This window comes from Sporosarcina sp. E16_3 (assembly GCF_017347125.1).
GTDB lineage: Bacteria > Bacillota > Bacilli > Bacillales_A > Planococcaceae > Sporosarcina.
The window spans coordinates 1-13,117 of the sequence record NZ_JADPRX010000030.1 but is presented as its reverse complement, the minus strand read 5'-3'; the positions used below and the strand labels follow the sequence as shown (position 1 = coordinate 13,117).

Genomic DNA, 13,117 nt, shown 5'->3' with positions numbered 1-13,117 from the left:
CCCTTCAAAAGTAGCTATGTAAAGTCCCAATTACTTGGTCATCATCGTCATATATTTTGCTGCATCTTCAGGTGTCATTTTTTCAAGAATCGAAGCAAGAGTAGCAGGTTTCAAGCTTGTCAAAATCCGTATTGCTTCTGCATCGCTCATTTTGGTAATGACAGGTGCTGATGATTTTGCGGACATTTGCTCAAACGTCTTTACGATTTCAGTGAAGTTTTGTTTTGAGTCATCTTTATCGCGCATCAGCACTGCAATCTCATCAAGGAGCTTTTCTTGTTCAATCAGCAATTTTTCATTTTCAGTAGCTGATTTATCAAGATCTTGTTGGACCTTGAACAGTTGGGCTTCTTTCTCTTGAATTTCCGCCTGCATCGTCACGAGCCGCTCTTCGAGAACGAGATCACCCATAATAGGATCTTCTTCTTTCTTTTCAGTGGCGAATGGCAAATTACCAGTCAACTCTTTTGTCTTGTCGAATACGTTGACATCTGCGAACTTTGCAATTATTAGCACGAGCGCCATTGTGAATAACAGCGGAATCAGCACCCAAAGCAACAGTTTTTGGAAGGTGTTGCTTTTCCCCCCCGGTTCTACGCTAGCTACTTGTTCTGTTTGTTTAGTCTTTTTCACCAAATTATCACCTATTTTCTCTTCTTCGGAACTTCAACGTCGACAATTCATCGAGCTGAATCGCTTCTAGCTGTTCCATTTCAGTGCGATAATGTTCACGATCTTTTTCTTTCATCTTTTCAAACTTTCGAACTTCAAGCGTTTTCTCCAAAAGCTTATTCTCGTACCAATTCATTTTCGAGCGCGCTTGCATGACCTGCTGCTGCACTTCTGCAATTCTTTTCTCTAAGCTGCCAATGAAACGCGAATAATAATGAATTTCATTGACCGAAAAACCGACCGCCATCTTGACCTGCTGCTCGCTGAGCGTGTCTTCTTTCTTTTTCAGTAGTTCATACAGTTTAGTTGCCACCGTTTCGAATGCCTCAACCGAACCTTTAAATTCCACTTCAGTCTCCGTTTTTTCTTGTTCGCGGAAAGTCAGCACTTTTTCAAAGCGGTAATTATAAGGCTTCATACGTTCCCGCCTCCAACACCAAGCGATACAAGCTCAGCTATACTATCTTCGATTGAAATGTTATCTTTGAAACCTTGTTTTAAAAAATTTGTAATAAGTGGTTCGAATTCAATTGCTTGATCAATTTCTTTTGATGTCCCACGTTTATAAGCTCCGATGTTAATAAGGTCTTCGGATTTATTGTAGGTGTAATAAAGTTCGCGTAATCTTTCGGCTGCTTTGACATGCACTGGATCTGCAATGTGGTTCATAAGCCGGCTAACACTTTTCAGAACGTTGATTGCTGGATATTGTCCTTTGTTCGCCAGTGTCCGGTCTAGTACGATGTGACCGTCCAAGATTCCCCGGACCGCATCAGCAATTGGTTCATTCATATCATCGCCATCCACAAGCACTGTATAGAACGCTGTAATTGAGCCGTGCTCATTGGTACCTGTACGTTCTAGCAATTTTGGCAAGATAGCAAAGACTGAAGGCGTATAACCGCGCGTAGCAGGTGGTTCCCCGACTGCTAGGCCTATTTCCCGCTGTGCCATTGCTACCCGTGTGACTGAGTCCATCATAAGCATGACATTCATACCTTTGTCTCTGTAATACTCAGCGATTGCTGTTGCTGTAAAGGCCCCTTTAATACGCATGAGTGCCGGCTGGTCCGATGTTGTAGCAACAACAATCGACCTGCTCATCCCTTCAGGTCCAAGATCACGTTCAATGAATTCACGGACTTCACGGCCACGTTCACCAATCAGCGCAATGATATTCAAATCGGCTGTCGTATTGCGGGCAATCATCCCAAGCAATGTACTTTTCCCTACACCAGACCCCGCAAAAATCCCTACCCGTTGACCTTTACCAACTGTCAACATGCCATCAATGGCCTTGACACCCACCGCAAGTTTTTCGTTGATTGGCGGACGCGTGAGGGCATTAGGAGGATCTTGCTCAGTCCTAACAGTAGTTAATCCTCTTGGAAGAATGCTGTTATCGATTGGGTTCCCCATTGAATCTAGCACTTTCCCTACTAAATTCATCCCTACTTTAATTTCAAGCGGTTTGCCCAAACTTTCAACAAGGCACCCGCTGGATATATCACGGATATTCGTATAGGGCATCAGAATGACGATTTCTTCCTTGAATCCGACAACTTCTGCCTTAATAATCGAATCTTTGTTACCTGTATTATTTAAATGGATATGACAGACATCCCCGATTGAACTTTCAGGTCCTTGTGACTCAATCATCAACCCTACAACTCGGACAACGCGCCCCATTTTTTTGAAAGTCTTTACATTAGGAATGACCCCAATCAAGTCCGCTGCTTTTTTCATCGTCAGTCACCACTTTCCATGATACCGATGAGTTTCTCCCTTAATTCATTCAACTGCTCGTCTATGCTGACTACAATTCGCCCATGATTAGTTTCGATATAACACTCCGTTGATTCGAAATCATCATTTGCAAATATCAGGAATGGTACATTCGGCGGGAAAATTGATGCAAGTTCAGAACGACTATTAGAAACGAGTTCGTAATAATCGAGCGACACATACAATTTAATTTCTTTCATTTCACGCGTCTCTTTTAAGGCTCTTTTGACAACCGACAAATAAATTTCTTCATCGTCTAGAAGTGTTTGTCCAATAATCCGTTCCGCGGAAAGCATAGCAAGATCGAGAATGATGCGCTCCTGGCTTACAAGATATTGACTTGCGTTTTCCGAAGATAACGCTGTTGTGTCATTTGCAGTACGAACAGAAGCCGCCATATCGGCTAATGACTTGTTATGTCCCTCTTCGTAACCTACTTGAAACCCTTCGTCATATGCTTGTTGCTGAAGTGCCGTTTTTTCGTTCTGCCAGGCCGCTTGCATTGCTAGGATATCTTCGGTAGCCGTTTGTCTTAGCCGTTCGATTGCCTCTTTTTCCTGTTCAATTATCGTGTTGGCCTCTTTCAACAAGCGGTCCCGTTCAACTAGTATGGTATCTAATGACAAATTCACTTCCGTGTCGACTTCCTGTGAAACCGAAAGACTGCGAATGGAGATTTCTTTCGTTTTTCCCTCCTCCAATAGCGTATTGAATGAACGAAATACATTAGACAATGATGTCATCTCCTCCACCACGAGCGATTATGATTTCACCTGATTCTTCCAATCTACGAATTGTGCTTACAATACGAGATTGAGCCTCTTCGACATCTTTCAATCGTACGGGTCCCATGACTTCCATCTCTTCTTGGAACGATTCTGCCATCCGTTGGGACATGTTCCTGAACAAGACTTCTTTCACTTCTTCACTAGACACTTTCAGTGAAAGGATTAGATCTTCATTTTCACAGTCGCGGATAATACGTTGAATTGAACGGTTGTCCAATGTAACAATATCTTCGAAGACAAACATGCGTTTCCTAATTTCTTCTGCGAGTTCCGGATCTTGAATTTCAAGTGCATCAAGAATCGTTTTCTCTGTTGTTCTGTCAACTCCATTAAGCACTTCGACGACTGCATCGATGCCACCCGTTTCCGTGTGATCCTGCGTTACAGTTGAAGATAGTTTCCGCTCAAGTACCGCTTCGATTTCACTTATAACCTCTGGTGAAGTCGAGTCCATCGTTGCAATTCGTTTCGCGATATCTGCCTGCATTTCCTGTGGCAATGCCGATAAAATCATTCCAGCCTGTTCTGCCTCTAAGTATGACAAGATCAGTGCAATGGTTTGCGGATGTTCGTTTTGAATGAAATTCATAATTTGTGATGGATCGGCACGTCTAGCAAAATCGAAAGGTCGGACTTGTAAAGATGAGGTCAAGCGATTGATAATTGCTTGCGCATGATCTTTACCAAGCGCTTTTTCAAGTATCGTTTTTGCATAGCCTATACCGCCTTGCGAGATATAATCCTGAGCAAGTGCGATGTTATGAAATTCTTCGATAATTTCTTCTTTCACGGATGCCTCAACTTTTTTCACACCTGAAATTTCAAGCGTTAGACGTTCAATTTCGTCCTCATTCAAATGCTTATAAATGGATGCTGATACTTCCGGACCGAGAGAAATGAGCAGAAGTGCTGCTTTTTGTTTTCCTGTCATCCCTTTTTCTTTCTTAACCACAGTTCATCCCTCCGTCATTCCTCGGCTATCCATGAACGCAATAGTTTGGCAAACTCTTCCGGTTTCTCTTTCGCCATCTTCTCGAGTTGTTTCCTGCGAATAGTTCCTTCTGTTTCAAATTCATTATTAATGTCTTCCACATCAAATGTTGCAAGTTGTTCTTCCATTATTAGTTCTTCTAGCTCTTCCGCTTTTCGTCGATTCCTGATGAACATAAACACAACAATACCGATAATAAGAATGACTACCCCACCAATCGCGTAAATCCACCATGGGATTGCGGACTTTGGTGTAGCGAAGTCGTCTACTTTACCATTAAAAGGTTGTACTGAAACGGCTATTTTGTCATTTAATTCCTCCATAGTCAACGCTCCGGCAGCCTCTTTGTCAATGGATGTGCGAATGATTGTCTCCAGTATACGTTGGACATCATCTTGCATCCCTGGTGGCATCGATGTTGGGTCATCTGCTGTTGGTGGTTCAACCATTACCTGGATTCCGATATCACGAATCTTATATGGGCTTTCAACAATTTCTTTACGAATGCGATTCACTTCATTATTAACCGTTTCTTCGATTTTTTCATAATCGCCGTTTGAAAATGACCCTTCCACATAGCCGGTTCCATTATCTGTAGGGTCTTCTCCTGCGGGAGTCCCTCCAGCGACTGGTCCGTTTCCTGTAAACGACTCGGTAAGTCGTTGCACACTAAGTGCAATTCCTTCCATACTTTCCTCGTCAACAGGCAACACTAAATTTTCTTCCCTGTTTTCAAGTTGAAAATCAATATCTGTTGTGACTGATACAACAATTTTATCTTGCCCCATCATTGTTCCTAGCATCATCTGTACTTGACGTTGCAAATCACGCTCTACTGTCTTTTTTAGCGTCATTTGGTCCGCAATGCTAGGTCCATATGTATTATTGGTTGCTTTCAAATCAAAATACTCAGAGTACTGGTTCATGATGACAATATCATCGGTAGCTAAATTCGGTATACTTTTTGATATTAGATTATACAGTGCTGTAATCTGCGGATCAGTGAATTGGTGTCCCGCATCTGTTTTCAACATAATTGATGCACTTGCCTGTTGCGTAGTCTCATTTAAGAAAACACTCTCCGTCGGCAATGTGACCATCACTTTTGCATCTTTCACACCTTCGATTCCTTTAATTAGGTTCGCAAGTTCAGTTTGCATCGAAGCCAGTTTAATCATATTGAACTCGTTATCTGTCGTTCCAAATCCCGCATTTTCTGCAAAGAATGAGTAATCAATCATTCCTGAATTCGGAAACCCCTCTGCTGCAAGTGACACAAGCAAGGAATCTACATTGTCCCGTGGCACCAGTATCGATGTTCCACCCGGCGCAACCTTATTTTTCACCCCTTGAGCATCTAACTGTTCTTTAATACGTCCGATTTCTGCCCGAGATACCTCCGAATAGAGTGGCACATATTCCGTCTTTGACAGAAAAAACGTCAAGCTAGCGGCGATTAAAATAACAGCTACAATAGATACCAAATAAGTAGTTTTTTGTTTTTTTGTACGACTTGACCAAAACGTCTGAAGATCCGCTCTGATTTTCGTCAATCTATCATTCATTGTAATCCCCCGGTCAGCTTACGTAATTCAAATATGGATAACACAAATGCTACGTACATTCAAACAGGCATCCGGATGACTTCTTGGTACGCTTCTATTACTTTATTCCTTACTTCCATCGTTGCATTTAACGTGATCGTCGCTTTTTGGGCTGTAATCATGACATCATGAAGCTCGACATCTCCGCCACGCACTAGTTTTTCTGTCATCATATCTGAATCTGATTGTTTATTGTTGACCTCTTGAATTGCATCTTTTAAAAAGGTTCCGAAACTTTGTTGCGCCTCATAGGGCGTTGACGCTGGTTTCATTTGATTGTCCATCTTAAGTAGCCCTGCTGATTGCGCAGGATTAAAAATAGATTGTATGGCCATTCGAGTAACATCCTTCCAGTATCATTATTTGCCGATTTCAAGTGCTTTCATAAGCATTGATTTATTAGCATTAATCACAGTTACATTTGCTTCATAAGAACGTGTAGCGGACATGAGGTCAATCATTTCCCGTAGCGGATCGACATTTGGCATTGACACATACCCTTCGTTATTTGCATCGGGATGAGACGGATCAAAGACAAGCTTAAATGGCGTTTCGGTATCTTCTTTAATCCTAGAAACCGTAACGCCATATCCTGCTGACCCTTTTATTTGTTTGCCCATCGATGCATTTAACATCGATGAGAATTGCCCTTCTCGCGGCAGGAATGTAACCGATTTACGGCGATAAGGTTGCCATTCACCATCAACCATTTTCCCGCGCGTTGTATCGATGTTCGCCATATTGGATGATATAACATCCATCCGCATGCGTTGCGCAGTCAATGCTGATGCAGACGTATTTAAGCTATGGAATATCGTCAACGTCAACGACCTCCTTTAATAACATTTTGTAACGTATTGAACTTTCCATTAATACGGTCCACAACTGCGTTATAGTAAATTTGGTTGGCCGCAAGATCAGCCTGTTCCTTATCCATATCCACACCATTTCCATCTTGTCGATAACGAAGATTGGAATAATTGAAAACACCAGGGCTCGTTCCGTTAGATTTAAAATTCATATGCCGCTCATCTGTTTTATAAGTTTCTAACGAATTCCCTTGCACATTTGCAAACACTTCTTTAAAACTGACATTTTTCGCTTTATAATTTGGTGTATCGATATTTGCTATATTCTGCGAAATCGTTTTCCCTTTTGTTGCAGAATAATCCAATCCGCGCTCCAATTGCGTTATCATTGATCCAAATAAATTCATTGCCTGCACCTCATGTTCCCTCTATTGGTGAATCAAAATAGTATTCACTTCGCAGTACTAATCTAGTACTCTTAATACATACTTCTATTGTAGCGGATTTTGTTGATGCTTGTCTATACATGTCGAGTACTATCTATTAGCCAAAAACAACCTGTTTCAGAGTAGCTTGTTTATATAAAATAAATTATTAGTTCCAAAACCACCATTTAGCCGTTCCTTCTATATATACCCACTAGATGACAGTTAACTCCTTTTATTCCATTTTAATTTAATATAAAAAACACTTCTTCCAAATTCGGAAGAAGTGTTTTTTCATCTATAACATACTTATGATTTTTGTTTTTCAAGTTCTTCAAGGAATTTATTATTAAGGACCTTGATATATGTCCCTTTCATTCCTAGGGAACGAGATTCGATGACGCCAGCACTTTCTAGTTTACGAAGTGCATTTACGATTACTGAACGTGTAATACCTACACGGTCTGCAATTTTAGATGCTACTAGTAGACCTTCATTGCCATCAAGCTCATGGAAAATGTGCTCAATCGCTTCGTGTTCACTATATGAAAGTGAATTGATAGCCATTTGAACAACTGCTTTACTACGTGCTTCGATTTCAATTTTCTCTGATTTCTCGCGTAAAATTTCCATTCCCACAACAGTCGCTCCATATTCCGCTAGGATCAAATCATCATCCTGGAAATCTTCTTTAAGTCTAGCCAAGATTAGTGTACCTAGGCGTTCACCGCCGCCAACGATTGGAACAATTGTTGTTAAGCCGTCTTTGAAGAGTTCACGATTTTCAATTGGGAAGACTGTGTGTGAACTGTATACATCCAGATTCGAAGATGTTTCTCTTACTTCAAACAAACGATGTGTATATTCCTCAGGGAATTTACGATCAACGAACATTTGCTTCATGCGTTCGTTTTCGATTTGGTGGTGTATTTCTAAACCAAGTAATTTTCCTTTTCTGCTTACGATGAATGCATTACAGTCGATAACAGAACTAAGCTTCTCAGCCATTTCCTTAAAGTTTACTGGTTTACCTGCCGATTCTTGTAGCATTGCGTTAATTTCACGTGTTTTTGATAATAAATTCATTTGTTTTCTTCCTCCTCATAATAGTTGCTAAGCGTTTAAAGAATATTCTAAAGGTTTTTAATCATTAAATAAACTAAAACGTTTCGATTAAAGTATAAATTGCGACAAATCTTTATTTTTTGCGATATCTTTCAACTTTTCATCGACATACGCGGGCGTTATTTTTATTGTTGCCGGTCCGATATCAGCCGCTTCATACGATAGTTCTTCGAGTAGTTTCTCCAAGATGGTATGTAGACGTCTTGCACCAATATTCTCCGTATCATCATTCACTTCAAATGCAATTTCAGCAAGTCGGCTGATTGCTTCATTAGTAAAATCCAAAACAACATTTTCTGTATTGAGCAATTTTTCGTATTGACGGATAAGAGAAAAATCAGGCTCTTTTAAAATACGTTCAAAATCATTCTTTGTCAGCTTTTCAAGTTCAACCCGAATTGGAAAGCGTCCTTGCAGTTCCGGAATAATATCGGAGGGTTTTGACATGTGAAACGCCCCTGCCGCAATAAACAATATGAAATCGGTCTTTACTGTACCGTACTTTGTCGAAACAGTCGAGCCTTCAACGATTGGTAAAATGTCCCGTTGAACGCCTTCTCGTGAAACATCGGCTGACGAACCACTTCCACCCCGACTTGCAATTTTGTCCATTTCATCAATGAAGATGATACCTGACTGCTCTGTAAGCTCGATTGCACGTCTCGAGATTTCATCATGATCAATCAGTTTGTCGGCCTCTTCCGCTTCAAGTGCGATTCGGGCATCCTTCACTTTCATCTTCCGTTTGACTGTCTTTTTCGGCATAAGGGAAGAAAGAGCATCTTGCATATTCGCACCCATCTGTTCCATACCCGACCCTTGTAATGCGTCAAACATGGATGGCTGCTGTGCGGAAACTTCTACAGTGACCATTTGTTCTTCAAGTTCTCCAGCTTTTAGGCTCGTCGCAATCTCAGAGCGTTTACGCTTCACTTCGGCTACTTCTGCATAATCAGGCTCTTCCTGCTCTGCTTTTTGGCCAAACAGCATTTCGAACGGGTTTTGCATACCGCCCGTTTTCTTTTTTTCGGGAACAAGTAATTCGATTAGCCGCTCTTCTGCAAGAATAACCGCATTCTCTTTCACAGCTTCACGCTGCTCTTCCCGAACAATTCGAACACCAGCTTCTGTTAAGTCTCTTATCATCGACTCGACATCACGGCCTACATAGCCTACTTCAGTAAACTTCGTCGCTTCCACTTTTAGGAATGGAGCATTTACCAGCTTAGCGATTCTTCTTGCGATTTCAGTCTTCCCAACACCTGTAGGGCCAATCATAAGTATGTTTTTCGGTATGATTTCACTTTTCTCGTCATCAGAAAGCAGACTTCTTCTGTACCTGTTACGAATGGCTACAGCCACTGCACGCTTGGCTTTGTCTTGACCGATAATATATCTGTCAAGATGTGCAGTCAATTCCTTGGGTGTCAGCTCTTGTCTTTTTATCATTCGAGTACCTCCACAATAATATGATCATTTGTGAAAACGCATATTTCTGCGGCGGTCTCTAGTGCCGCTTGGGCTATTTCTGCAGCAGTGAGCGAATGTCCGCTATACTTTTTCAAAGCCCGGCCAGCGGCAAGTGCGTAATGGCCGCCTGAACCGATTGCCAAAACACCATCATCCGGTTCAATCACTTCACCTGTTCCAGACACGAGTAACAAACGCTCATTATCCATAACAAGTAACATCGCCTCAAGTTTCCGTAGAATCCGGTCACCACGCCATTCTTTCGCAAGTTCAACAGAAGCCCTTTGAAGGTTCCCATTGTACTCTGTCAGTTTGGCTTCAAACAATTCGAATAGCGTGAAAGCGTCCGCTACCGATCCCGCAAAACCTGCCAGTACTTTACCACCAAAAATTCGGCGGACTTTTTTTGCCGTATGTTTCATGACGACTGCGTTTCCTACCGTCACTTGCCCATCACCTGACATGGCACAAGACCCTTCATGGCGAATGGCAAAGATTGTCGTTGCATGGAATTCCATCAGATCATCCTCCTATGCTCGCGGGTGCGTATTCATATATGTTTTCCGTAAATGCTCTTTTGTTATATGTGTATACACTTGCGTTGAAGATAAGTGACTATGTCCAAGTAGTTCCTGAACGGTTCTCATGTCGGCGCCCCCTGCCAAAAGGTGGGTCGCAAAAGAATGGCGAATCATATGTGGATAGATTTTCGAGTGAAGTGATGCGCGTTCCATCATCATGCTAAGAATATGGCGCACACCGCGGTCAGTCAGTGGGTCCCCCCGTAAATTGACGAACAGCATGTCATGCTCTTTCTGTTTCATCAAATTCAATCTGCTGTTCTCACGATAAGCATCCAGTGCAGATTGCGCAAAACTCCCGAATGGTACATATCGTTCCTTACGTCCTTTTCCCATAACCAAAACAATGCCGAGGTGATCATCGATATCGTGCATTTTGACAGCTGTCAGCTCGCTGACCCGCATGCCGGTTGCGTAGAGTAATTCAAGGAGTGCATAATCACGCAAAGACTTGCTATCTTCCCCTTCACAGGATGAAAATAAAGACTCCATTTCCTCTTCATAAAAAAAAGCCGGAAGTCGTTCTTCCTTCTTCGGGTGATGGAGAGAACGAAATGCGCTATCACTAATGCCATACCTGTCATTCGAAAATTTAAAAAAGGAACGGATAGAAGATATTTTTCTAGAAATCGATGCTCTCGATAAACCCAAGTCATACAGTTCAGTAGCATAAAGTCTTGCTTCAGGATAAGTCACATCGTTCAAATCCGTAATGCCTTCAACTTCCAGAAATGACAGAAATGCATCAACATCTTTTTCATACTCTGACACTGTGTAAAATGAATAGTTCTTTTCTAAGCGTACGTACGAAATGTATTCATCACGGATGATAGAAGGTTGTACTGTCATACACTTCACCCCCCTGAATAAAAAGCCTTTAAGTTATTAAAGTATTTTGAGTCATTTGAATAATAACACATTATTTACGAAACGCCATAGCAAAGCGAGTTGACTAATAGCCGAAAGATAGCGACTAATCCAGAAATTCAAAAGTCATCCACGATTCACTATACAATACTTGTTGATCGTACGGCAACTATCTATTACCAAGAAGTCTGACCTCTTTCAAATTGTTCTTGTTACCGACACAATTTGTTCATATCCAGGACAAAAGCGCAAGTATTCGCCGCCTTAAGGGACTAGAACTTAGGCGTCTATTACCTTATTTTCAACTTATTCACAGTACGAAACTTACTAATTTCCTGGACAATAAAAAGAAGAAGGCTAGGAATACTTTCTCTAGCCTTCTCCTTTAAAAAACAAACTATTCAAGATAATGATACTAATTGGAACTCACTAATCGCTTTAAGCGCACGTTCTGCATGCTTCTCGGCACGTTCTAATTTAGTTCTAACGCGTTTACCAAGTTCCGGAAAAAGACCAAAGTTGATATTCATCGGCTGGAAGTTTGTTGGATTTGCCTCGGTAACATATCTCGCCATGCTGCCAAGTGCCGTTTCGTGTGGGAAAAGGACTAACTCTTTACCAAGTGCTAGATTGGCAGCGTTAATGCCGGCAATAAGGCCTGAACCTGCCGATTCGACATATCCTTCAACGCCCGTCATCTGTCCCGCGAAAAACACATTAGAGTTCGCCTTTAACTGGTAAGTCGCATCGAGTACACGTGGTGAGTTAATAAATGTGTTGCGATGCATTACACCATAGCGAACGATTTCAACGTTTTCAAGACCTGGGATAAGGCTAATAACTTCCTTTTGCGCACCCCATTTCATATGCGTTTGGAATCCTACGATGTTATACAAGGTTCCGGCTGCATCATCTTGACGAAGCTGAATGACCGCTTTTGCAAGTTTGCCTGTTACCGGATGTTCAAGTCCAACTGGTTTAAGTGCGCCGAATAACAACGTCTGCGCACCGCGCTGGGCAACCACTTCCACCGGCATACATCCTTCGAAGTAGATTTCTTTTTCGAACTCCTTAAGCGGTACAATTTCTGCCGCCACAAGCGCATTATAGAAACGTTCGAATTCTTCCTCATCCATTGGACAGTTTAAATAGGCTGCTTCGCCCTTATCATAACGGGATTTTAAATAGACTTTGTCCATATCGATTGAATCTTTTTCAATAATTGGTGCTGCAGCGTCATAGAAATATAGATATTCCTCGCCTGTCAGTTTACGAATTTGTTCAGCAAGTGCCGGTGATGTCAACGGACCAGTAGCGATAATCGTAATGCCTTCTGGCAGTTCCGTCACTTCTTCATTAATAATTTCGATAAGCGGATGGTTTCGAATCGTGTCGGTAACATGACCAGCGAACTCATGGCGGTCGACCGCCAACGCCCCTCCAGCGGGAACCGCGCAAGCATCAGCTGCTCGTATAATGAGAGAGTCGAGCATTCTCATTTCTTCTTTAATAATACCAACTGCATTCGTCAAATTGTTCGCGCGCAACGAGTTACTGCACACGAGCTCTGCAAATTTGTCTGTATGGTGCGCAGGCGTCTGTTTTACCGGCCGCATTTCATATAAGCGTACATTCACTCCACGGCTAGCAATTTGCCATGCAGCCTCACTCCCTGCGAGGCCTGCGCCTATCACATTTACGATGGGTGTCATCCCGTCACCTTCTCTCTAGTGTTCTTTTTGTCTAGCTCCTGGCGCCAGATGCTTGGGTCATAAGCAGTCCAGCTATGTGGCAAAAACCGCCACGTCGCTGGATCGTCTTATGCCTGTCGCGGGCCCACAGGATGTGGGTCACAAAGCCGTTGCCACATAATGTGGCGAACTTAGGCTTTGTTCATTTGTAGCGGCGCCTTCCGCTTTTCTTGGTTGTCCAGCTCCGGGCGCCAGATGCTTGGGTCATAAGCAGTCCAGCTATGTGGCAAAAACCGCCACGTCGCTGGA

Annotated in this window: 14 protein-coding genes; all 14 read right to left on the bottom strand. The window is 42.3% G+C overall.

Annotated features, from left to right (window positions below; all coding sequences use genetic code 11):
• Positions 1-30: 30 nt before the first annotated feature.
• The 14 genes from I2483_RS19700 to trmFO all read right to left on the bottom strand — a co-directional run bounded on the left by I2483_RS19700 (position 31) and on the right by trmFO (position 12,829).
• Positions 31-633: a magnesium transporter MgtE N-terminal domain-containing protein gene (locus I2483_RS19700; RefSeq protein WP_207277978.1), complete on the bottom strand. Its 603-nt coding sequence runs from the start codon at positions 631-633 to the stop codon at positions 31-33.
• A gap of 7 nt (positions 634-640) precedes the next feature.
• Entirely contained in the window at positions 641-1,090 is a 450-nt protein-coding gene (gene fliJ / locus I2483_RS15300; protein ID WP_207277977.1) for a flagellar export protein FliJ, read from the bottom strand.
• Positions 1,087-2,418, bottom strand: a complete 1,332-nt coding sequence (fliI, locus tag I2483_RS15295) for a flagellar protein export ATPase FliI (protein WP_207277976.1) — start codon at positions 2,416-2,418, stop codon at positions 1,087-1,089. Before fliI ends, fliJ begins: the two co-directional genes overlap by 4 nt.
• A 2-nt stretch (positions 2,419-2,420) precedes the next feature.
• Positions 2,421-3,200 (bottom strand): flagellar assembly protein FliH, encoded by a 780-nt coding sequence (fliH, locus tag I2483_RS15290; protein ID WP_481886353.1) that lies wholly within the window; start codon positions 3,198-3,200, stop codon positions 2,421-2,423.
• Positions 3,184-4,197 (bottom strand): flagellar motor switch protein FliG, encoded by a 1,014-nt coding sequence (gene fliG / locus I2483_RS15285; RefSeq protein ID WP_207277974.1) that lies wholly within the window; start codon positions 4,195-4,197, stop codon positions 3,184-3,186. The genes fliH and fliG overlap by 17 nt, the downstream gene beginning before the upstream one ends.
• Positions 4,198-4,211: 14 nt before the next feature.
• Positions 4,212-5,801, bottom strand: a complete 1,590-nt coding sequence (fliF, locus tag I2483_RS15280) for a flagellar basal-body MS-ring/collar protein FliF (protein WP_207277973.1) — start codon at positions 5,799-5,801, stop codon at positions 4,212-4,214.
• 59 nt (positions 5,802-5,860) lie between these two features.
• Positions 5,861-6,175 carry a flagellar hook-basal body complex protein FliE gene (gene fliE / locus I2483_RS15275; RefSeq protein ID WP_207277972.1) on the bottom strand — a complete coding sequence of 105 codons (315 nt, stop codon included), beginning with the start codon at positions 6,173-6,175 and terminating at the stop codon, positions 5,861-5,863.
• Positions 6,176-6,199: 24 nt separating this feature from the next.
• Entirely contained in the window at positions 6,200-6,661 is a 462-nt protein-coding gene (gene flgC / locus I2483_RS15270; RefSeq protein ID WP_207277971.1) for a flagellar basal body rod protein FlgC, read from the bottom strand.
• A gap of 2 nt (positions 6,662-6,663) precedes the next feature.
• Positions 6,664-7,056 carry a flagellar basal body rod protein FlgB gene (gene flgB, locus I2483_RS15265; protein WP_186671249.1) on the bottom strand — a complete coding sequence of 131 codons (393 nt, stop codon included), beginning with the start codon at positions 7,054-7,056 and terminating at the stop codon, positions 6,664-6,666.
• A gap of 327 nt (positions 7,057-7,383) precedes the next feature.
• Entirely contained in the window at positions 7,384-8,160 is a 777-nt protein-coding gene (codY, locus tag I2483_RS15260; RefSeq protein WP_186671250.1) for a GTP-sensing pleiotropic transcriptional regulator CodY, read from the bottom strand.
• 87 nt (positions 8,161-8,247) lie between these two features.
• A complete protein-coding gene (hslU, locus tag I2483_RS15255; RefSeq protein WP_346267736.1) occupies positions 8,248-9,645 on the bottom strand; it encodes an ATP-dependent protease ATPase subunit HslU in 1,398 nt (465 codons plus the stop codon).
• The gene (gene hslV, locus I2483_RS15250) at positions 9,645-10,190 is read right to left on the bottom strand and encodes an ATP-dependent protease subunit HslV (protein WP_156476072.1); all 546 of its coding nucleotides are present in this window, start codon (positions 10,188-10,190) and stop codon (positions 9,645-9,647) included. The genes hslU and hslV overlap by 1 nt, the downstream gene beginning before the upstream one ends.
• A 9-nt stretch (positions 10,191-10,199) precedes the next feature.
• The gene (gene xerC, locus I2483_RS15245) at positions 10,200-11,099 is read right to left on the bottom strand and encodes a tyrosine recombinase XerC (protein WP_207277969.1); all 900 of its coding nucleotides are present in this window, start codon (positions 11,097-11,099) and stop codon (positions 10,200-10,202) included.
• Between the two features lie 419 nt (positions 11,100-11,518).
• Positions 11,519-12,829, bottom strand: coding sequence for an FADH(2)-oxidizing methylenetetrahydrofolate--tRNA-(uracil(54)-C(5))-methyltransferase TrmFO (gene trmFO / locus I2483_RS15240; protein WP_207277968.1), 1,311 nt, complete (start codon positions 12,827-12,829; stop codon positions 11,519-11,521).
• Between the last annotated feature and the right edge of the window lie 288 nt (positions 12,830-13,117).